Origin of the sequence: Rhizobium sophoriradicis, from assembly GCF_025200795.1 — a bacterium.
Lineage (GTDB): Bacteria > Pseudomonadota > Alphaproteobacteria > Rhizobiales > Rhizobiaceae > Rhizobium > Rhizobium sophoriradicis.
In genome coordinates, this window is record NZ_CP104155.1 from 271316 (window position 1) to 293010 (window position 21695).

Genomic DNA, 21695 nt, shown 5'->3' on the forward strand with positions numbered 1-21695 from the left:
CATGGCTGACATCACCGAAACCATCCGAACGGAAAAAAGCCGGACCGCCCTTTCGGTGCAGGCGGGCTTCCTGCTTGCCGGGCTGCTGTTCCTGCTGCTGGCGCCCTTCTTCTTCTATCCGATCTTCCTGATGAAGCTGCTCTGCTTCGCGCTTTTCGCCTGCGCCTTCAATCTGCTGCTCGGCTATACCGGCCTGCTGTCCTTCGGCCACGCCACCTTCTTCGGGGGTGCGGCCTATTTCACCGCCTATACGGTGAAGTCATGGGCCCTGCCGCCGGAACTTGGCATCCTGATCGGCGTCGTCGGTGCGGCGTTTCTCGGGCTGGTCATGGGCTTCTTCGCCATCCGCCGTCAGGGCATCTATTTCGCGATGATCACGCTGGCCCTGTCGCAGATGTTCTTTTTCTTCTGCCTGCAGGCGGAGTTCACAGAAGGCGAGGACGGCATCCAGTCGGTGCCGCGCGGCCATCTCTTCGGCTTCATCGACCTGAGCAACTCGACCAACATGTATTATTTCGTGCTGGCCGTCTTCCTCGTCGGCATCCTGATCATCTGGCGTTTCATCAATTCGCCCTTCGGCATGATCCTGAAATCGATCCGCGAGAACGAGAACCGCGCCATTTCGCTCGGCTATTCGGTGGCGCGTTACAAGCTCGGCGCCTTCGTCATGTCGGCAGCTCTCGCCGGGCTGGCGGGCGCGATGAAATCGCTCGTCTTCCAGTTCGCGACCCTGACCGACGTCGCCTGGCAGATGTCGGGCGAGGTGATCCTGATGACGCTGCTCGGCGGCATCGGCACGCTGGTCGGGCCGCTCTTCGGCGCGGGGCTCGTCGTGGCGCTGCAAAATTACCTCGCCACGTCGGAGTTCCCGGTGACGATCATCACCGGCGTCGTCTTCATGATCTGCGTGCTGATCTTCCGCCGCGGCATCATCGGCGAATTCTACGCTTCGCGGCTGGGGCGAAAACTGGGCTTCGTCTATCGCCGCTGAACGGGCGGACCTCTCTTTCCCAGGGACGATTTCCTTCCCGGCAAAGAGATTGGCGGCGGCAATGCGACTCTCCCTCTCCCCGTCCCGCGGGGAGAGGGAGGCAGGGGCATCTGGGACTTCGTGCAGGGCACATGGATCGTTACGACTACATCATCATCGGGGCGGGCAGCGCCGGCTGTGTGCTTGCCAACCGGCTTTCCGCCGACGGCCGGAGCCGGGTGCTGCTCCTCGAAGCCGGCGGTAGCGACAATTACCACTGGATCCATATTCCGGTCGGTTATCTCTACTGCATCAACAATCCGCGCACCGACTGGTGCTTCACCACGGCGCCGGAAGCCGGGTTGAACGGCCGGGCGCTGAGCTACCCCCGCGGCAAGGTGCTCGGCGGCTGCTCGTCGATCAACGGCATGATCTACATGCGCGGCCAGGCCCGCGACTATGACCTCTGGCGGCAGATGGGCTGCACCGGCTGGGGCTGGGACGATGTCCTGCCCTTCTTCTTGAAATCCGAGGATTTTTATCGCGGCGCCGACGACATGCATGGCACCGGCGGCGAATGGCGCATCGAGAAAGCGCGTGTGCGCTGGGCGGTGCTCGATGCCTTCCAACAGGCCGCGAAGGAAGCGGGAATTCCGGAGACGACGGATTTCAACCGCGGCAGCAATGAAGGCTCCGGCTATTTCGACGTCAACCAGCGTTCCGGCATTCGCTGGAACACCTCGAAAGCCTTCCTGCGCCCGGCGATGAGGCGTGCCAACCTGACCGTCCTGACCAAGGCGCAGGTCCGCCGGCTGCTGGTGGAGGAGGGCGCCGTCATCGGCGTCGAATTCCAGCACGATGGCGTGGCAAAACGCGCTTACGCGGCCAGAGAAACCGTGCTCTCGGCCGGCTCGATCGGCTCACCGCATATCCTGGAACTCTCCGGCATCGGCAAGGGCGAGGTGCTGCGGCAAGCGGGCATCGATGTCGTGACCGAGGTCAAGAGTGTCGGCGAAAACCTGCAGGACCATCTGCAACTGCGTCTGGCCTATAAGGTGACCGGTGTTCCGACGCTGAACGAGAGGGCGACGAAGCTGATCGGCAAGGCGGCGATCGGGCTGGAATATCTCGTCCGCCGCTCCGGGCCGATGGCGATGGCGCCGAGCCAGCTCGGCATCTTCACGCGTTCAGGACCGGATCGGGAAACGCCCGACCTGCAATATCACGTGCAGCCGGTTTCGCTCGAAAAATTCGGCGATCCCGTCCATCCTTTCCCGGCGATAACTGCGAGCGTCTGCAATCTGAGGCCGGAAAGCCGGGGCTCGGTGCATCTGTCGAGCCCGGATTTTGCCGCGCAGCCGACGATCAGCCCGAAATACCTCTCGACGCAGCGCGACCGTGACGTAGCTGTCCGTTCGATACGGTTGACGCGCAAGATCGTCTCGCAGCCTTCCTTTGCCCGTTTCAAGCCCGAGGAGTTCAAGCCGGGACCTGACTATCAGACGGAGGCCGATCTGGAGCGGGCGGCTGGCGATATAGGCACGACGATCTTCCATCCCGTCGGCACCTGCCGCATGGGCGCCGACAGGGAGAGCGTCGTCGATCCCCGGCTAAAATTCAGGGCGCTCGGCAAGCTCAGGATCGCCGACGCCTCAGTGATGCCGTCGATCACCTCGGGCAACACCAATTCGCCGACGATCATGATCGCCGAAAAGGCGGCGGCGATGATCCTCGAAGACAATCGATAGGAGAAGACCATGGCAAGGATCGCATTCATCGGGCTTGGCAATATGGGCGGGCCGATGGCGGCCAATCTCGTCAAGAAGGGTCACGAGGTCCTCGGTTTCGATCTGGCGGCCTCGGTGCTGAAGGCTGCCGAGAAAAGCGGCGTCAAGCCGGCGAGCCATGCCAGCCAAGCGGTCAAGGACGCGGAGACCGTCATCACAATGCTGCCGCAGGGCAAACACGTGCTGACGGCCTGGACCGACATACTCCAGTCAACGGCGCAGGGGACGCTTGTAATCGATTGTTCAACCATCGATGTCGACAGCAGCCGCAAGGCGCATGAAATGGCCAAGGCCGCAGGCTGCCTGTCGCTCGACGCACCGGTCTCCGGCGGCACCGGCGGGGCGAGCGCCGGCACGCTGACTTTCATGGTAGGCGGCTCGGACGAGGCTTTCGCCAGGGCGAAACCGATCCTCGAGGCCATGGGCAAGAAGATCGTCCATTGCGGCGAGGCCGGCGCCGGCCAAGCGGCGAAGATCTGCAACAACATGATATTAGGCATCTCGATGGTCGGCGTATGCGAAGCCTTCGTGCTTGCCGAAAAACTCGGTCTCTCGCATCAGGCGCTGTTCGACGTCGCCTCGACGTCATCCGGCCAGTGCTGGTCGATCAATACCTATTGCCCGGTGCCGGGACCGGTGCCGACCTCGCCCGCCAATAACGGCTACAAACCGGGTTTTGCCGCAGCGCTGATGCTGAAGGATCTCAAGCTGTCGCAGGAGGCGGCACTGGCAAGCGGCGCCTCGACGCCGATGGGTGCGGAGGCGGCGCAGCTCTACGGGCTGTTCGAGAAGCAGGGCAATGGCGGACGGGATTTTTCCGCGATTATCGAGATGTTCCGCGAGCGGAAGTAAGCAACGTTCGACACCTGCCGATGTTTGTTGTGCTGGCAGACCTTCGCCTCCCTCACCCTGTGGCCTCAGGCTGCTCATTGTTGCTGGAGGATGCGGTGTGGATGCTCGGCTCAAGGCCGAGCAGGACGGAGGGCGGGGCTGTGGATTCCAGGCTCAAGGCCTGGAATGACGGAGGGTGAGGTTGCGTTGCGCCAAACTCGCTGTCGGCGTAGCGGATGACGCCTCCCGGTGCCGGGTCGAAGCCGGCGCTATAACGGGCACCGAAAGCACCGCCCGCCGCCCGAAACCGTGGCGGCTCGTTTGGCGGTAACACGCCCCCACCTCCGTCATTCCAGGCCTTGAGCCTGGAATCCAGCCACGGCGCGTCGGCGCGGTGAATGAACCCAAAAGGCCTCGCAGGGAGTCTCCCGCGCTAAGGACTTGGGCGCGCTAGAGATTCCTGTGATGAGCACAGGAGGGAGAATGGAACGACGTTCTGGAGGACCTACTTTCGCGACAGCAGCCAGATGAGATAGGGGCCGCCGATCAGCGCGGCGAAGAGGCCGACCGGCACCTGGTAGGGATAGATGACGACCCGCGACAGCCAGTCCGCGGCTGTCAATACGCCGGCGCCGAAGATGAGGCTCGCGGCAAGCTGGTGGCCCGGCGCGCGGAAGCCGGCAAGGCGGGCAAGATGCGGGGCGATGAGGCCGGTGAGGCTGAGCGGGCCGACGAGGAACGAGGCGATCGCCGTCATCAGCGCGGCGAGGATGGCGAGCACCAGCCGGCTTGCCCCGACAGGAAGGCCGACAGCGCGACCGAGGCCGGCTCCGAGCGGCAGGATCGTCAGCCAGCGGCTGAGGAAAGGCAGGGGTGCGGTCAGCACGACGAGCGAGATGACGGCCATCCAGGCTTCGAAGGTCCCGGCGCGGTTGGTCGAACCGGATAGCCAGGTGAGCAGGATATAGCCGCGCATATCGCCCTGGGCGAGCACCATGGTCACGATCGCCATGGCAAAGGCGCCGATACCGACGCCGGCAAGCAGCATGCGCTCGGGAGAAAATTGCGCGCGGGCGGAAATGGCGATCATGGCGAGGAAAGCGGCCAATGCGCCGAGCGCCATCGCCAGCAGCATGATGACGGGCGATGGGAAACCGAAAAGGAAGAGCGCAATGGTGAGACCCGCCCCGGCGCCGCCACTGACGCCAAGCACCTCGGGGCTGGCGATGGGATTGGCCGTCATGCGCTGCATGATGAAGCCTGCGGCCGCCAGCATGGCGCCGGCACCGGCGGCCACGATCGTCCGCGGCAGCCGGAACGGCAAGAGGTCGCTCAAGAGCGCGCCGGTCGCGACATGCCAGCCGTCTTCGGCCGGACCGAGGGTCAGGACGCCGGCGAAAAGCAGGGCGAGGGCCACGATAAGCAAGGCAATCGCCTGGAGCGGCTTCGTCAGCCGCTTCAACCTCCCGGCCGGGTGGGCGGCAATGGTCGAAACGGAATGCACGCGCGTCAGAAGGAAGAGAAGCAACGGGCCGCCGAGCAGGGCGGTGGCCGCTCCGGTTGGGGCGAGGTCGGTAAAACCGGGGCCGAGGATCTGGATGAGGCAATCGGTCAGGAAGAGCAGGCCGGCGCCGGTCAGCGGCGCTGCCACCATCAGCCGGCTGGAGCTGCGCGTGCCGACAAGTCTTGCGATCGCGGGTGCGGCGAGGCCGAGAAAACCGATGATGCCGACCTCTGAGGTCACCGAGGCGGCGAGCCAGACGGCAAGCGCGACGATCGCCAGGCGAGTCGAATGCAGGGCGAGGCCGAGGCTCCTGGCGCCGCTGTCGTCGAGCGCCAGGATACGCAGCGGCCGCACCAGCAGCAAAGCGGCGGCAAAGCCGACGATGTGTCGGGGGCCGAGCGACAGCACGCCGTTCCAATCCTGCTGGCTGAGCGCACCGGCGCCCCAGATATAGATCGACATGGCATATTCGCCGCGCGAAAGAATGAGCGTGACGCTGAGCGCCGAGGCGATCAGGCTGACGATCATGCCGGAAAGCGCCACCGTCACTGGGTCGAGCCCGCGCCGCCAGCTCAGAGCCAGCACGATGGCGACGGCCGCGATGCCGCCGCCAAAGGCGATCATCTCGCGCGGTAAACCGATGAGCAGAGGCGAGACGCTCATGGCCGCCGTCATCGCCAGTTCCGCGCCGGCGGCGATGCCGAGCGTCGAGGCGTCGGCGATCGGATTGCGTAGCACACGCTGCAGCAATGCGCCGGAAAGGCCGAGTGCGGCGCCGGCGATCAGGGCCAGCGCGGCGCGGGGCATGATGCCGTGCCAGAACAGTATCCCATTCAGCGCGGCTGCATCGGCAGCGCCGTGCGGGACCTCAGGGCGCGTCACGATGAGGAGCGCGAAGGCGACAATGCAGAGCGTGGCGAAGATGATGCCGATGACAGGCGCGCCCGCGCGTCGTGCGGGCCTGGCGCGGCTAACCATTCCATGCATGGGCGAGCCCCTCCGCCAACAGGTCGGCAAAGCGGCCGGCGGCCGGCAGCGCGCCATAGGGATTGATCGAGCCGAGCATCAGCACGCGCTTTTCGCGCACGGCCGGCAAGGCATTCCAGAAGCCGCTGCTGGAGAGCGCAGTGAGAGCATCGGCCGGATGCGGCGGGATCATGACGATCCAGGCGTCGGGCATCGATGCCAATGTCTCGATGCCGATGGGGGCCGCCGCTGAGTAGCTGGTCGCACCCTGCCAGGCATTGGTCAGGCCGACGCGTTTCAGCACTTCGCCGAACATGCTGTCGGCGCCGAAGACGCGGAAATGCCTGGCGTCGCCGAGATTGATCGGGATGACCGGCCGCCCGTCGCCGGCGGCAAAGAGAGATCGGTGGCGGTCGAGCCGGGCTGAAAGCGCCTCGGTCAACTGCCTGGCGGCGGGAAGCTGCAGGCGCTCGCCGAGCGCAAGCGTTACCTGCTCGGCCAGCGCGAAGGGGCTTTCGCCGGGCTTGTAGATCGCATGGCTTTCCACCGGCGCAATCAGGCGCATGCGCTCGTCGGCCCAGGCATAGAAGTTCGAATTGAAGATCAGCTCCGGTCGTGCAAACCGCAGCACTTCGAAATTCGGCGTGCCGCGCAGGCCGAGATCGGCCACCGCCGCCGGCACGTCAGGTTTGACGGCGACCTCGCGGAACTGCCGCAATTCGGTTGCCGCAACGACGTTGGCGCCGATGGCCAGCAGTGTTTCGAGCAGCGCCCAGTCGAGCGTGGCGACGCGCACGCCCTCCGCCGCCCGCACCAGCGCGGGGGCGGAGAGCGAGGCCGCCGCACCGGTCAGAAATTGCCTGCGGGAGAAGTAAGCCAGAAAGGCCATGCCTATAACAGATAGCTCACCGGTTCGTTGCGAACCGGATGCGGAAAGACGCCCATTCCGACGCCGAAAATCGACTGCAGCGTCTCGGTCTGCATGATCTCGGCGGGCGTGCCTTCGGCGGTGATCCGGCCGCGGTTGAGCGCGATGATCGCATCGCAATAGCGCGCGGCCAGATTGATGTCGTGCAGCACGACGATGACGGTCAGCCCGCGTTCGTGGCTGAGTTCCTTGACCAGCGAGAGGACGCTAGCCTGGTGGGCGAGGTCGAGCGCCGATGTCGGCTCGTCGAGCAGCAGGCAGCGGGCGTCCTGGGCGAGCATCATGGCGATCCAGGCACGCTGGCGCTCGCCGCCGGACATATTGGCCGCGAGACGATCGGCGAAATCCTCGAGTTCGGTGCGGATGATCGCCTCCTCAACCATCTTGCGATCCGTCGCCGTGAAGCGTCCGAGCGTGCCATGCCAGGGAAAGCGGCCGAGGGCTATGAGTTCTCGCACGGTCATCCCGTCGGTTGCGGGCGTGAATTGTGGCATGTAGGCGACGTGCCGGGCAAATTCGCGAGCACCCCAGTCCGTCGCCGGTCTGCCGTCGAAGGCGATGACTCCGGATTTGGGGGCTATCTGGCGGGCGATGATCTTCAGCAGCGTGCTCTTGCCAGAACCGTTCGGGCCAACCAATCCGTAGATGCGGCCGCGCCCGAGAGTCAGGTCAATGCCGGACAGAATGGTTTTCGGCCCGATAGCATAGTCGATTCCCGACAGGGCAAGGAAAGGCGAAGGCATGGTCTGCTCCAGGTTCGGCGCTGCAAATGGATTCGGGAGGGCATGTCCTCCCTCTCCCCGCAGGTTCCTGCAAAACTAAACTCAGATTGTCAACTTACCACTTTCTGCTGAGCTTGAAGGTGACGGTGCGGGCATCGCCATAACCGCAGACGGTCAGGCCACCGCAACCCTTGACATATTCCTTGTCGAAGAGGTTCGTCACGTTGAGCGAGGCACCCCAGTCTTCCCTGTCATAGCGGATCGCGGCATCGACGAGGGTTGCGGACGGCACCTTCTCGGTATTGGCCTCATCGGCCCAGGACCAGCCTTGATGGCGCACGCCGGCGCCGAAGCTCATGCCTTCGAAGGCACCCGTCGTCAGCGTATGGTCGAGCCAGAGCGAGGCGGTCACCTTCGGGACGATATAAGGTGAATTGCCGACGAGCGCCGGGTTGGCCTCGTTCTCGGTCACTTCCATATCAGTATAGGCAAGCGAAGCGAGAAGCTTCCAGTTCTCGTTGATGTTGACCTTGCCTTCCAGTTCGGCGCCGCGCGAGACGACTTCGCCGAGCTGGCTCTGGGCGAAGGTGACCGGATTAGTGACGGTGTTGTTGCGCTTGGTAATGTGGAAGACCGAGGCGGTCAGCGAGCCGTCGATGAAGCTCGGCTCATATTTGATGCCGCCTTCGAACTGCTCGCCTTCCTCCGGCTTCAGGGCGCCGGATACGCCGGTGCCGATCAGCGGGTTGAAGAAGGTCGCGGCGCTGACATAGGGCGTCAGGCCGTTGTCGAATTCATAGGCGAGACCGATGCGACCGCTGACGGCGCTGTCGTTGGTGCTGAAGGTCGTGCCGATCCTGGCATCCTGGTCGATGTCGACATAATCGTAGCGGCCGTTCAGCGTCAGCAGCCAGCCATCACCGAAATGGATGCGGTCCTGGGCATAGACGCCGATCTGGTTCTTGGTGACGATGCCGTCGGCATAGACGAAATTGGTGCCTTGCGTCGTGCCGTAGACGGGATCGGTGGCGCTGATCGGATTGGAGCCGCAGCAGGCCTGCCAATTGTCGAGACGGTAATAGCTGTAATCAAGCCCGACGAGAAGATTGTGCGTGGCGCCGCCCATTTCGGTCTCGCCTTCGAGCCGGTTGTCGATCGAGAAAGTGTCGACGCCGGAGCGCCCCTCGAAGCCGATGCGCGCCAGCTGATAGTCCGGACCTGTCGGAACGCCGCCGACCCAACCGTTCAGGTAGGGACCGATTTCATGCTTGTCGAGCCGGCCGTAGCGGAGATTCTGGGAGAACTTGATGCCGTTGTCGAACTCATGCTCGAATTCGACCCCGATCATCTTCTGAACATAGCTGCCGTCGTCGATGTCGGGCTCGCCATAAAAGGCGTCGCGGTCGATTTTGCCGAACGGCGCGTCCTCGACGGTGCCGACATAGGGAAAGAAGCCGTTGCCGGTATGCACCTGATCGAGGCCGGCGAGGCTGCCCCAGACCGTCAGGCTGGTGGCGTCATCCGGCGAGATCGTTAGCTGCGGCATGATGAAGCCGCGGAAGTCCTCGGAAAAATCCGAATAATTGTCGCCGCCCGCAACCTTGCCGGTGATGCGGTAGCTCACCGCTCCGCTGGCGCCGATCTTGTCGGAGACATCGAAGCCGGTGAAGGCGTTGCCGTTGCTGTTAATGCCGATCTCCGTATAGAAGAGCGGCTCGTCGAGTGGGCGCTTGCGGACGAGATTGACGATGCCGCCGGGATTGGCGCCGCCGTAAAGCACCGAAGCCGGCCCCTTCAGCACCTCGACACGCTCCAGCATGAAGGGATCGAGCTGGAAGCCGCCGAAGCCGTAGCTGAACAGCGTCAGATTGTCGAAGAAGACGCCGGTCTGGCCGGCGTCGAAGCCGCGGATGTAGAACCAGTCGGTATCGGCGTCATTGCCAAAGGGCTGCGAGGTGACACCCGGCGTATAGAGCAACGCCTCGTCGATCTTGTTGGTGATGCCGCGATTGTCCATTTCCTCAGTGCCGACGACGGAGACGGACTGCGGGATTTCATTGAGCGGCGTATCGCTCTTCGAGCCGGCGGAGGAATTCTTGGCGACATAGCCTTTGACGGGACTGGTCGCGGTGTCGCCGCCGCCCTGGATGACGATCGGTTCGAGCGTCGTCGACGTCGCCTCCTGTGCCGCGGCGGAGCCCGCCATCAGGCCGGCGATCGCAACGCCCGCCAGCAGATTTATCTTTAAACTGAGACCCCTGGTCTGCCCGCGCATGTCTTCTATACCCCACTCGTGCCGCGACGCTGGCGCGGCGAAGCCTTAATAAGGTGAGCGTTTAACTCAGTTTTAACGGCTCGGCTTGTCCGGATCGGGGAAATTTGAACGTTTTTGGGCAATTCTCCGCCTGGCAAACAATTGCCGGAGGGCCGTTGCAATTAGGCAAGCTGGGCCTTTTTCCAGCTGGCCGGCGTACTGCCGACATGCTTGCGGAAGACGCGGGTGAAATGCGCCTGGTCGGCAAAGCCAGTTTCGGCGGCGATCGCGGTCAAGGCATATTCGCTCTCGACCAGCAACCGCTTGGCCCTGTCTAGCCGGGCATTGGTCTGCCACTGATGCGGCGCGATGCCGGTCGAAGCCTTGAAGGCATGGCTGAAATGCGATTGCGACAAGCCCGTCAGGCCGGCGAGTTCCTCGAGGCGGATGTTGCGCAGGCAGTTTTCCTCGATGAAATCGGTGGCGCGGCGAAGCTGCCAGGAGGCGAGCTTGCTGCGTTTGCGCGGCACCGCCTTGGAAAGCTTCAGCACGTCGATGATCAGCGCCAGGGCGAGGCCGTCGCCATAGAGATCGTGCAGCGGCTCCGGATTTAGGCATTCGGCCGCGACCAGCTGCGCCAGCGCCAGCACCCGATCATCGGAGAAGAGAAGCTGCGGGCTTCCGAGACGACGCGGGTCGATATCCTCCATCAGCCGGCGGCTGATCGTGTCGGCTTCGAAATGGACGTCGAGGTGGCGCACCGAATGCACGCCGGTGAGATCGGCCCAGACTTCCATGCCGGCCGGCACATAGGAGATCGGCCGCTTTTCCGCATCCTGAACGGCGCCCTCGGCCTTCGGCGACAGCTTGATGCGTGAATTGCCCGGTCCCCGTTTGTCGAGCATGATGAACAGCCGCGGATCCCGCGAGACATAATAGCCGCCGGCATAAGCGGCGCATTCGACGTCCCAGACATCGGCGATGATGCCGTTCCATTGGCGGCGATGCACGCCGCCAATGACAGAGAAGCCCTGGATCTTGTTCTGCATCCGCGGTTGAAACGTCATTTCCATTTCCGCCCCCGGCCATGCGCCGGGAGTAAACCTTCAATTTATACTCAAGTTTATTACAGCAGGCGGAACCGGATGACAATCACCGAATGCGGTCCGGATCCGCGAATGGAAAGCAGCGATCGATCAGGGCTTCGACACCGCGAAACGGAGCTGGCTGTCGCCGAGGAGGATATCGATCTCGCCCGGCTCCGTCAGTTCGATCGCGCCGCTCAACGTGCCCGTGGTGATCAACGCGCCGGCCTTCAGCGATGTCTCCGGGCGCAAGCCGTCATTGGCGTAATTGACAAGCCAGGTAAGAACGTCGCCCTTCGGATGCTGGGCCGGACCGTCATAGATCGTGCGGCCGGCATGAGTGACCTTGAGCGGCGTGCCGGCGGCGGCATCGACAACGCTTATGTCGAGCTTCGGGCCAAGCACATAGCCGCTGTTGCCGAGCCGGTCTGATGTAAACAGCAAAAAGGAGATGCTGCCGCTTTCCCTGACCGCGCTGACCATCAGTTCGGCGCCGAGATGGGCAGCGGAGATCGCCTCGACCACTTCTGCGCGGCTATAGGCAGCGCCGGTGCGGATCGGCAGATCCTGGCCGAGACGCACGGCGATCTCAGTCTCGAATTTCATGCCCGGATACCAGGGAATATCAGCACCCGAGGCGGCCTCGGCATAGGGATGCAGCGGAGCGGTGACCGCCTGACCCTGCGGCGAGACCGTCACCTTCCAGGCATTGCTGGAAATGCCGTCGGCCGCAGTCAGGGAATTCTGCGCCTCCATCGCCTGATGCAGATCGGCCGGCAGCGTGAAAGTGCCGGTTTCCTCCTGTCGGCCGGCCTGGCGCAGGCTGTGCAGTCTGGCCGCAAGGGCGCGTGGATCGAATGCCTGTGTCATGCTGTCTCCTCGAGCTGATTTTCGAGGTGGCACACTAACGGCAGGGCAGCATTGAACAAGTGGGTCTCGGGCCGAAGTTGGAAATGCTCTTATTCCATCGCCGCGTACCAGCGATCGCGATAGGCGGCGAGGCCCGCGATATCGGACGGCGGAACATGCGTTTCGGCGCCGGCTACCGGCCGGATGCCGGTGAGAAGGGCGGCACCCTGACTGGTACCGGTCGAGCCGGGAAGCGCCACGACGTCGCGGCCGGCAAGGGCGGCAATCAGCTTCAGATAGGTCTCGTTGAGCGCAAAAGGCCCTTCGACGATGATGGGGCCCTTGGCGCCGATCAGCCCGAGGCAGGCATCGGTCATCAAAGCGAGATAGAGGCAGGCAGCGGCATGCCGCTCCTCGCGGCTCGCCTCTTCAGCACCAATCCAGCGGCTGGTCTTTCCAGGAAAAGGTCCAGAACCGGGGGCGATGTTGGGCAGCAGCATCACGCCCTTTTCGATGATAGGGCCGATCGCCGCCTGGGCGGCCTTTTCATCGACAGGACCGATCTCGGCCGAGAGAATTTCGAATTCCCGCCCGCCCATGAAACGCGAGGAGGGGACGGCCCGGCCATAGGCATCGACATTGGCGAGCGCATCGCGTTTGGCATCGAGACGATCGAGATCGCCGCCGACGCCGAAATTGATGACCCAGGTGCCGGTGGAGACGACGGCGAAAGGGGCCTCCCGATGGACCAGATGCGGCAGCAGCGAGGCATTGGAATCGTGTATGCCGCAATAGACCGGCACGGGGGCTGCGAGCCCAAGCTCTGCGGCAATCTCCGGCAGCACCGGGCCGAGCGCATCGAAGGCAGAGCGGATCGGCGCCATCAGCGCGCGGATGCCGAGCCTGTCGACGAGCGAGGAATAGTCGCTGGTCTTCGGGTTCCAGAGGTCGGTATGGCAGCCGAGCGAGGTCAGCTCGTTGGCGGCAACACCCGTCAGGCGCGCCGTCCAATATTGCGCATAGGTGAGAATCGTCGCGACCTTGGCGAATTCCTCGGGGAAAGCGCTCCTCTGGTAGTGCAACTGCGCCCCGACGTTGAGACCCATCGCGAGGCGCGGCGAAAAGGTTTCGTCGAAGTGGGGGCGCAAGGCCGTATAGGCATCGCGGATTTCTTGCGGATATTCGTGTTCGTAGTCGATCACAGGCATGGCGAGCGTGCCGTCCCGATCGAGCAGTGCGGCTGCGGCGCCATGGGTGGTGATCGAAATGGCGTCGAAGCCTGGTTCGCGCGCCAGCTTCTTCAGCGCATCGAGCGCGAAGGACCAGAGAGCCTCAATGTCGTAATGCGGGTAGGGGCCGGTATTGATCGTTACGTTCGGCCGTTTCAAGACGGCGATCTCGGCGCCTGTGCCGCTTTCGAGCACGACGACCTTGGCATTGGTCTTGCCGATGTCGATAACCGCGATGCGGCGATAGGAAGTGGCGGTCATGGCATATGGAAGAGGGTGACGAGGTCGCTCTGGACGGGCGAATTATCCGGATTTGTCGCCATGATATCGGCCATGTGCGCCCACCATTTCTTCATGACGGGATGGTCCGGAAGGCTTGCCATGGTGTGGTCCTTCGGCCGCGTCAAGACACCGAACAGCGTGTTGGTGTCGCGGTCGAGATGGATGGAGTAGTCGCTGGCGCCTGATTTATGGAGGAGATCGACCAGTTCCGGCCAGATCTCGTCATGGCGCTTGCGATATTCGGCTTCCATGCCGGGATTGAGCTGCATCTTGAAGGCGTGTTTTTCTGATGTCATCGGGAGCTCATGATCTTGATGCGGCGGGCGATGATCGGGATGGCGATGGTGATGATGAGGAGAAGGCCGATGAAGATCGACATGACGATGCCGGGCACATTCAACAGGCCGAGGCCGAAGGTGACGAGGCCCATGACGAAGGCGGCGATGACGACGCCGCCGATCCTGCCGGAGCCGCCGAGGATCGAGATGCCGCCGAGCACGACCATGGTGACGACCTCGAGTTCCCAGCCCTGGGCGATCGAAGGCCGGGTCGAGCCGAGGCGCGAGGTCAGGCAGACGGCGGCGACACCGCTCATGATGCCGGTCAGCAGGAAGAGGATGAATTTGACGCGCTCGACGGGGATGCCGGAGAAGCGGGCAGCGAAATCATTATTGCCGATCGCATAGACCTGCCGGCCGAAATTCGTCGCATGCAGCAGGATGGCGAAGAGGATCGCCACGACGATGAAGAGCACGAATTCGAAGGAGAACACCCAGACGACATAACCCTGGCCGAAATAGGCGAAATCGGCGGGGTATTTGCCATAGGCCTGGTCGCCGAGCACGATATAGGAAATGCCGCGGAAAAGGCTCATCGTGCCGATGGTGACGACGATCGACGGCAGTTTCAGCACCGAGACGAGCAAACCGTTGAAGATGCCGCAGGCAAGGCCGGTGCCGATGCCGATCAGCACAAGGCCGGGCGTGCCGATGCCGGCTTGAGCTGCCGCTCCCATCGCCGTCGAGGCGAGCGCGATGATCGCGGCAACCGAGAGATCGATCTCGCCTGAGATGACGAGCAGCGCCATGGCGAAGGCAATCATCGCCTTTTCGGTGAAGTTGAAGGTCGCGTCCGAGAGGTTCCAGGCATCGAGGAAATAGGGCGACGCCAGCGAATTGAAAATGAAGATCAGGACGGCGACGCCAAAGAGCAGCACTTCCCAGCTTGCGATGATGCGGCGGAAAGGTGTGCCGAGGCGGTCGGGGATGATGCGCTTTTCGGACGGCATGGAAACGGCGCTCATGCTGCGGCCTCCGTTGTCGTATCGGCTGCGGCGCGGTCGCGCAGGATGATGCGGCCGCGGTTGCGCTCGCGTCGGGCGTTGAAGGCGACGGCGAGGATGATGACGGTGCCTGATATCGCCATCTGCGTGAAGGGTGAAATACCGATGACCGGCAGAGCATTCTTGATGACGCCGAGGAAGAGCGCGCCGAGCACCGTGCCGGCGACCGAGCCGACGCCGCCGGCAATCGAAATGCCACCAATGACGCAGGCGGCAACGCTGTCGAGTTCGAAACCGTTGGCGATATCGACATAGGCGACAGCATAACGCGACACCCAGAGATAGCTGGCAAGACCCGCCAAGGCACCCGAGAGGACGAAGGCAAGGAATTTCGTCCGGCCGGTATCGATGCCGGCATAGACCGCCGCGGTCGGATTGCCGCCGGTCGCATAGGCCGAGCGGCCGAATTGGCTGTAGCGCAGCAGCATGTACATCAGCGCGACGATAATGATCGCGACCCAACTCAGCACCGGCAGGCCGAGGATCGGCGTACGGGGAACGGCGAGGAAGGTCGGCGTCATCTGATGCGCGTTGACCCAGGCTCCGCCAGAGAGCACGAAGGCCATGCCGCGATAGATGGTGAGCGTGCCGAGCGTCACGACGATCGGCGGGATCTCAAGACGCCAGACGAGGAAGCCGTTGATCGTGCCGAGTGCCGCGCCGATGACGATCGCTGTGAGGATGAGCACGACGAGCGGCAGGCCCGGATATGCGGCATTCATCATCGCGATCGCCATGCCTGTGAAGGCGAGATTGGCGGCGACCGACAGGTCGATCGATTTCGTCAGGATCACCGTCATCTGCGCCAGCGCCAGGATGATCAGGATGGAGGTATCGTTGAAGATGCCGGCGAGATTGTCCGGCGTTGCGAAATCGGCTGCCCGCGTCGAGAAGATCGCGATCATCACGACGATGATGAGGAACAGCAGGGTTTCGCGTTTTCTGATCAGTCTTGCCATGCTTCTACCTCATGCATTGCCGGTGGCGGCGCGCACCAGCGCTTCCGGCGACAGTTCGGCGCGTTCGAAAATTCCGGCCGAGAGGCCTTCCTTCATGACGAGGACACGGTCGGACATGCCGATGATCTCCGGCAGTTCGGACGAGACCATGATGATCGACAGGCCTTCGGCGGCGAGTTCGCTGATGAAGCCGTGCACGGCCGCTTTCGAGCCGATGTCGATACCCTTGGTCGGCTCGTCGAGGATGATGACCTTCGGCGCCGTCGCCAGCCATTTGCCGATGACGACCTTCTGCTGATTGCCGCCCGACAGCGTGCCGACCGGCACGGAAAGCGCGGCAGCGCGCAGATCCAGCCGCTCGGCATATTTGCGGGCCAGCGCGAATTCGTTCGCAGCCCGGAGGAAGCCGCGGCGCGAGGTGCGGGCGAGCGACGGCAGCGTCATGTTCTGGAAGATCGGCATCGGCAGCGCCAGGCCATGGCGGCCGCGCTCTTCCGGCACATAGACGATGCCGGCGCGGATCGCGTCCTGCGGCGAATGGATGGTGACCTCGCGGCCTTCGAGCATCATCGTGCCGGAAAGCGGCTTGGTGATACCGAAGAGCGATTGCGACAGTTCCGAGCGGCCGGCGCCGATCAGACCGTACACGCCGAGAATCTCGCCCTTGCGCAGGGTGAAGGAAATGTCGCGGAATTCGGTGCGGTGGCTGTAGTTGCGGATCTCCAGCACCGGGCCACCGATGGCAACATCGATCTTCGGAAAGACGTTCTCGACGTCGCGGCCGACCATCATCCGGACGATCTCGTCCTGCGGCGTGTCCTTGAGCCGCCCCTGGCCGACGGCGCGACCGTCGCGGAAGACGACGAAATCGTCGGCGATCTCATAAAGCTCGTCGAACTTGTGGCTGATGAAGAGGATCGCCTTGCCCTGGTCCTTCAGGCCCCGGACGATGCGGAACAGATCGTCGATCTCCTTGCGGGAAAGGGCGGCGGTCGGTTCGTCCATGATGACGATGCGGGCCTCGATCGACAGCGCGCGGGCAATCGCCACCAGGTGACGCTGCGCGATCGAGAGGTCTTTCAGCCGGATGGTCGGATCGATATTGCTTTCGAGCGCGGTCAGCAGCGTCTTCGAGCGGCTGTTCATCGCCTGCCAGTCGATGGTGCGCAGGCGCGTGCGCGGCGCATGGCCGAGGAAGATGTTTTCGGCAACCGTCAGCTCGTCGAAAAGCACTGTTTCCTGATGGATGGCGGTGACCCCGGCATCGATCGCAGCCTGGGCGCTGGCAAAACTCGTCGGCCGGCCGTCGACCAGGATCTCGCCTTCGTTCGGCCGGTAGATGCCGGTCAGGATCTTGACGAGCGTCGATTTGCCGGCGCCGTTTTCGCCGATCAGTGCGGTCACTGTGCCGGGATGAAGCGCGATGCTGACATTGTCGAGCGCCTTCACCCCAGGAAAGATCTGGGAGATGCCGCGCATTTCCAGGATCGCGGGCGCATCGCCGGTTTTGCTGTCCGTGACGGGTTGTTGAAAGGCAGCGTTCATCAGATTTCTACCAGTGTCAAAAGGGAAATCCCGGCGGCATCGAGCCGCCGGGTTCTACGCGTCGGCTCCGGATCAGAAGACCTTGGAGAACTGGTCGATGTTCGAAGCATTGTAGACGAAGGGATCGGCCATGGCGGCTTCGCCGTTGTCGCCGACCTTGATCTTGCCCATGCGGCCGGCATTGATCTCGCTGCCCGGCTTGCCGTCGGTCTCGCCCTTGACGAGGCGATAGGCGATCTGGGTGGCGGAGTAGCCGAGGTCGATCGGATTCCAGATGGCGAATTCCTTGGTCGCGCCCGACTTGATGGCGCCGGCCATTTCGGACGGCAGGCCGAGGCCGGTGACGTAGACCTTGCCGACGAGGCCCTTGTCTTCGACGACCTTGGAGGCGGCGAGAACGCCGACCGTCGTCGGAGCGACGATGACCTTGACGTTCGGGTTCGACTTCAGGAGGCCTTCGGCTTCACGATAGGATTTGTCCGAGAGGTCGTCGCCGTAAACCGTGGTGACGAGGTTGAGGCCCGGGAAATCCTTGAGCTGCTTCTTCATCTGGTCAATCCAGATGTTCTGGTTGGTCGAGGTAGTCGTGGCCGACAGAATGGCGAAGTCGCCCTTGCCGCCTTCCAGATGATTCTTGGCGAGCGTCAGGCACATCTTGCCGATCAGCTCGTTGGACGAAGGATTGAGCTGCAGGATGCGACCTTCCGGGGCGACGCCGGAATCCCAGGAGATGACCTTGATGCCGCGCTGGGTAGCCTTCTTCAATGCCGGAACGAGCGCGTCCGGATCGTTGGCCGAGACGGCGATGGCATCGACGCCCTGGGCGATCAACGAGTTGATGACTTCGATCTGGCCTTCGGCCGTCGTCGAGGTCGGGCCGGTATAGATCACCTCGACGCCGCCGAGTTCCTTGGCGGCTTCCTGGGCGCCCTTGTTGGCGGCGTCGAAGAAGCCGTTGCCGAGCGACTTGACGACGAGGCCGATCTTGATGTCCGCGGCGGTTGCCGTGCCGGCCATCATGGCGACGGCGAGCGCTGCGCCGAGCGCAAGTGTCTTTGCGAGTTTCATGTTACTTCCTCCCATTAAGATTAGACTTCCCACCTCGGCGGCGCCTCATGCGACCGACGAGGAATCCTCCCTCACAGCCTGGGTCACCGGGCTTGCGACAACGAGCCGGACGCCGGCATTCTCGACCATGCGCGCCGCCTCTTCCGAAATCCCGTCATCGGTGATGACCACGGAAACGCGGTCGAGCGCGCAGAGAATGAGGCTCGACCGGCGATTGAACTTGCTCGAATCGACCATGACGACGAGTTCGTCGGCCTGATGCATCAGCTTCTGCTCGCTCTGGATGATGAGGGCATCCGCCTCCATGATGCCGAGCGGGCCGACGCCCTGGGCGCCGATGAACATGCGCCGCGCATAAAAATTGCGGATCGCGTCATTGTCGAAAGGCGACAGGATCAGGCTCTGCTCGCGATAGATCGCGCCGCCCGGCACCGTCACCGTGTTTTTGGAATGCTTCACCAGATGTTCGGCGATGGCGAAAGAGTTGGTCATGACCTGCAGGCGATGGCCGGCCATATAATGCACCATCTGGAAGGTCGTCGTGCCGCCATTGATGATGATGGCGTCGCCGGCTTCGCAGAGATCGACGGCGGCGCGTGCAATTGCGCGCTTTTTATCGATGTTGACTGATTCTGAAACCCGGAAGGGTCGGCCGGCAAGATTGCCGAGCTGCGGCGGGTGCACGGCTTCCGCACCACCGCGGACCCGGCGGATCTTGCCCTGCACATGAAGAGCCGCAATATCGCGCCGGATGGTCGCTTCGGAAGCTTCCGTAAGCTCGGAGATGTCCTGGATCGTAACGACGGACTTTTCCTGAACGGCGCTTAAGATGATGCGATGGCGTTCGCGTTCGTGCATTGGGCTCCTCCTCTTGTCATATTTATTTCGTATCCGTTAAAGACTGTCAATCACAAACGATCATAAATTTTCATATTGCGATGCAGCATAATCGATTTTGATCGTTTTCGATTGACAAGCGCACTTTTGATGCGCGATACCGTGAGCGAAAGGGCGTGCTGATTGCGGCCCCCGACAAGCCTGATATGGGAGGATGATATGGCGGCGAACGTCCGGCTTCTGGAAAACCGGTGGGATGATGGTTACGCGGCGGGCCTCGACGAGCCCGGCAAGCTGCTCTATCGCTCCAATCTGCTCGGCGCCGACAAGCGCATCACCAATTACGGCGGCGGCAACACCTCGGCGAAGGTGATGGAAACCGATCCGCTTGATGGCGGCAAGGTCAAGGTGCTCTGGGTCAAGGGCTCGGGCGGCGACGTCGGCACGATCAAGCTCGATGGTTTCGCCACGCTCTACCAGGACAAGCTGGAATCGCTGAAATCCATCTATAAGGGTGTCGAGGACGAAGACCGCATGGTCGGCTTCCTGCCGCATTGCACCTTCAACCTCAACGGCCGCGCCGCCTCGATCGACACGCCGCTGCACGGTTTCGTGCCTTTCACCCATGTCGATCACATGCATCCCGATGCGATCATCGCCATTGCCGCCTCGAAGAATTCGAAAGAATTGACGCAGCAGATCTTCGGCAACGAGATCGGCTGGCTGCCCTGGCGCCGTCCGGGCTTCCAGCTCGGCCTCGATCTCGAAGCCTTCGTCAAGGCCAACCCGAACGCCAAAGGCGTCGTGCTCGAAAGCCACGGCCTCTTCACCTGGGCGAATGATGCCAAGGCCTGCTACGAGCTGACGCTCGAGATCATCAACAAGGCGATCGTCTGGTTTGCCGAAAAGACCGAAGGCAAGACGATTTTCGGCGGCGCGGTTTCCGAGAGCCTGCCAGTTGCCGAACGCCGCGCCATTGCCGCCCGGCTGATGCCGGAGATTCGCGGCCGCATCGGCAAGCAGGAGCGCAAGCTCGGTCATTTCGACGATCAGGAGGCCGTGCTCGAATTCGTCAATTCCAGGGATCTGCGTCCGCTCGGCGCGCTAGGCACCAGCTGCCCGGATCATTTCCTGCGCACCAAGATCCGCCCGCTGATCGTCGATTTCGATCCCGCCAAGCCGGATGTCGACGCGATCATTGCCGGTCTCGACCAGGCGCTGGAAGATTACCGCGCCGACTACGCCCGCTATTACAACGACTGCAAGCATGACAATTCGCCCGCCATGCGCGACGCCAATCCGGTGATTTTCCTCGTTCCCGGCGTCGGCATGCTGTCCTTTGCCCGCGACAAGGCGACATCACGCATCGCCAGCGAATTCTACGTCAACGCCATCAACGTCATGCGCGGCGCCTCGACGGTCTCTGAATATCAGGGCCTGCCGGAGCAGGAAGCCTTCGATATCGAATACTGGCTGCTCGAAGAGGCGAAGCTGCAGCGCATGCCGAAGCCGAAGAGCCTGGCCGGCCGGGTGGCCTTCGTCACCGGCGGCGCCGGCGGCATCGGCCGGGCGACGGCCGCGCGCCTCGTCGGCGAGGGCGCCTGCGTGGTGCTCGCCGATATCGATCAGGCGGCGCTCGAATCGACCGAGGCCGATTTCGTGAAGAAATATGGCGCCGATGCCGTGCGTAGCGTGAAGCTCGACGTTACCAAGGAAGACGCGGTTATCGCCTCCTTCGCCGAGTCCTGCGTCGAATTCGGCGGCATCGATATTCTCATTTCGAATGCCGGTATCGCCTCCTCGGCGCCGATCGAAACGACCGAGCTGTCAACGTGGAACCGCAACATCGACATTCTGGCGACCGGTTACTTCCTCGTCTCGCGTGAGGCCTTCCGGCTGTTCCGCCGGCAGGCGCTCGGCGGCAACGTCGTCTTCATTGCCTCGAAGAACGGGCTTGCCGCTTCGCCGAATGCGTCCGCCTATTGCACGGCGAAGGCCGCCGAGATCCATCTCGCCCGCTGCCTGGCGCTGGAAGGCGCGGATGCCGGCATCCGCGTCAACACCGTCAATCCGGATGCGGTCCTGCGCGGCTCCAAGATCTGGAGCGGCGAATGGCGCGAACAGCGTGCGGCTTCCTCGAAGATCGAAGTGGACGACCTGGAGGAGCATTACCGCAAGCGTTCCATGCTGAAGCTCAACGTGTTCCCGGAAGACATCGCCGAAGCGGTTTACTTCCTGGCATCCGATCTCTCGGCCAAGTCGACCGGCAACATCATCAACGTCGATGCCGGCAACGTGCAGAGTTTTACGCGCTAACTATTTTCGGAGGATCACCCATATTGCGTGGATGATCCCCGGCACATAGCCGCAAAGCGTCAGCAATATGTTGAGCCAGAAATGCAGGCCGATCCCGACCTGCAGGAATACGCCAAGGGGCGGCAGGATGATCGCAAGAAGAATGCGGACGATGTCCATCGTAGCTCCTGAGTTTTGAAGACATACAAGCGTTAGAACGCAAACCACGGTTCGGTGGTTCG

The 21695-nt window shown here is 62.9% G+C and carries 18 protein-coding genes; 4 read left to right on the plus strand and 14 right to left on the minus strand.

Going from position 1 to position 21695, the window contains the following annotated elements; all coding sequences use genetic code 11:
- Position 1: 1 nt before the first annotated feature.
- The 3 genes from N2597_RS29835 to mmsB all read left to right on the plus strand — a co-directional run bounded on the left by N2597_RS29835 (position 2) and on the right by mmsB (position 3609).
- Positions 2 to 991, plus strand: coding sequence for a branched-chain amino acid ABC transporter permease (locus N2597_RS29835; protein WP_096763513.1), 990 nt, complete (start codon positions 2 to 4; stop codon positions 989 to 991).
- A gap of 131 nt (positions 992 to 1122) precedes the next feature.
- Positions 1123 to 2718: a GMC family oxidoreductase gene (locus N2597_RS29840; protein WP_096763514.1), complete on the plus strand. Its 1596-nt coding sequence runs from the start codon at positions 1123 to 1125 to the stop codon at positions 2716 to 2718.
- Between the two features lie 9 nt (positions 2719 to 2727).
- Positions 2728 to 3609, plus strand: coding sequence for a 3-hydroxyisobutyrate dehydrogenase (gene mmsB, locus N2597_RS29845; protein WP_183598048.1), 882 nt, complete (start codon positions 2728 to 2730; stop codon positions 3607 to 3609).
- Positions 3610 to 4093: 484 nt separating this feature from the next.
- Here mmsB and fhuB read toward each other — a convergent pair whose 3' ends face one another.
- From fhuB to N2597_RS29910, 13 genes are all read right to left on the minus strand, one after another.
- A complete protein-coding gene (fhuB, locus tag N2597_RS29850; RefSeq protein WP_183598196.1) occupies positions 4094 to 6070 on the minus strand; it encodes a Fe(3+)-hydroxamate ABC transporter permease FhuB in 1977 nt (658 codons plus the stop codon).
- Positions 6063 to 6947, minus strand: coding sequence for an ABC transporter substrate-binding protein (locus N2597_RS29855; RefSeq protein WP_183598050.1), 885 nt, complete (start codon positions 6945 to 6947; stop codon positions 6063 to 6065). Before N2597_RS29855 ends, fhuB begins: the two co-directional genes overlap by 8 nt.
- A gap of 2 nt (positions 6948 to 6949) precedes the next feature.
- Complete coding sequence (locus N2597_RS29860; RefSeq protein ID WP_183598052.1) at positions 6950 to 7729, minus strand: ABC transporter ATP-binding protein; 780 nt, start codon at positions 7727 to 7729, stop codon at positions 6950 to 6952.
- Positions 7730 to 7823: 94 nt separating this feature from the next.
- Complete coding sequence (locus tag N2597_RS29865) at positions 7824 to 9983, minus strand: TonB-dependent siderophore receptor (protein ID WP_183598054.1); 2160 nt, start codon at positions 9981 to 9983, stop codon at positions 7824 to 7826.
- 161 nt (positions 9984 to 10144) lie between these two features.
- Positions 10145 to 11029 carry a helix-turn-helix domain-containing protein gene (locus tag N2597_RS29870; protein ID WP_040111469.1) on the minus strand — a complete coding sequence of 295 codons (885 nt, stop codon included), beginning with the start codon at positions 11027 to 11029 and terminating at the stop codon, positions 10145 to 10147.
- A gap of 129 nt (positions 11030 to 11158) precedes the next feature.
- On the minus strand, positions 11159 to 11917 hold the full coding sequence (locus tag N2597_RS29875; RefSeq protein ID WP_183598056.1) for a fumarylacetoacetate hydrolase family protein: 759 nt from the start codon (positions 11915 to 11917) through the stop codon (positions 11159 to 11161).
- 89 nt (positions 11918 to 12006) lie between these two features.
- Positions 12007 to 13386, minus strand: a complete 1380-nt coding sequence (locus N2597_RS29880; protein WP_183598058.1) for an FGGY-family carbohydrate kinase — start codon at positions 13384 to 13386, stop codon at positions 12007 to 12009.
- The gene (rhaM, locus tag N2597_RS29885; RefSeq protein WP_040141153.1) at positions 13383 to 13703 is read right to left on the minus strand and encodes an L-rhamnose mutarotase; all 321 of its coding nucleotides are present in this window, start codon (positions 13701 to 13703) and stop codon (positions 13383 to 13385) included. The genes N2597_RS29880 and rhaM overlap by 4 nt, the downstream gene beginning before the upstream one ends.
- Positions 13700 to 14710 (minus strand): ABC transporter permease, encoded by a 1011-nt coding sequence (locus N2597_RS29890; protein WP_183598060.1) that lies wholly within the window; start codon positions 14708 to 14710, stop codon positions 13700 to 13702. Before N2597_RS29890 ends, rhaM begins: the two co-directional genes overlap by 4 nt.
- On the minus strand, positions 14707 to 15708 hold the full coding sequence (locus N2597_RS29895) for an ABC transporter permease (protein ID WP_183598062.1): 1002 nt from the start codon (positions 15706 to 15708) through the stop codon (positions 14707 to 14709). Before N2597_RS29895 ends, N2597_RS29890 begins: the two co-directional genes overlap by 4 nt.
- Positions 15709 to 15717: 9 nt before the next feature.
- The gene (locus N2597_RS29900; protein ID WP_183598064.1) at positions 15718 to 17253 is read right to left on the minus strand and encodes a sugar ABC transporter ATP-binding protein; all 1536 of its coding nucleotides are present in this window, start codon (positions 17251 to 17253) and stop codon (positions 15718 to 15720) included.
- Between the two features lie 72 nt (positions 17254 to 17325).
- The gene (gene rhaS, locus N2597_RS29905; protein ID WP_077989669.1) at positions 17326 to 18321 is read right to left on the minus strand and encodes a rhamnose ABC transporter substrate-binding protein; all 996 of its coding nucleotides are present in this window, start codon (positions 18319 to 18321) and stop codon (positions 17326 to 17328) included.
- A gap of 45 nt (positions 18322 to 18366) precedes the next feature.
- The gene (locus N2597_RS29910) at positions 18367 to 19179 is read right to left on the minus strand and encodes a DeoR/GlpR family DNA-binding transcription regulator (RefSeq protein ID WP_010027273.1); all 813 of its coding nucleotides are present in this window, start codon (positions 19177 to 19179) and stop codon (positions 18367 to 18369) included.
- A 198-nt stretch (positions 19180 to 19377) separates the two neighbouring features.
- Between N2597_RS29910 and N2597_RS29915 the strand changes: the two genes are divergently transcribed.
- Entirely contained in the window at positions 19378 to 21474 is a 2097-nt protein-coding gene (locus N2597_RS29915; protein WP_183598066.1) for a bifunctional rhamnulose-1-phosphate aldolase/short-chain dehydrogenase, read from the plus strand.
- On the opposite strand, the gene N2597_RS29920 is transcribed toward N2597_RS29915, so the two are convergent.
- Positions 21475 to 21633 carry a YqaE/Pmp3 family membrane protein gene (locus N2597_RS29920; RefSeq protein WP_088689959.1) on the minus strand — a complete coding sequence of 53 codons (159 nt, stop codon included), beginning with the start codon at positions 21631 to 21633 and terminating at the stop codon, positions 21475 to 21477. It abuts the gene before it with no gap.
- Positions 21634 to 21695: the final 62 nt, after the last annotated feature.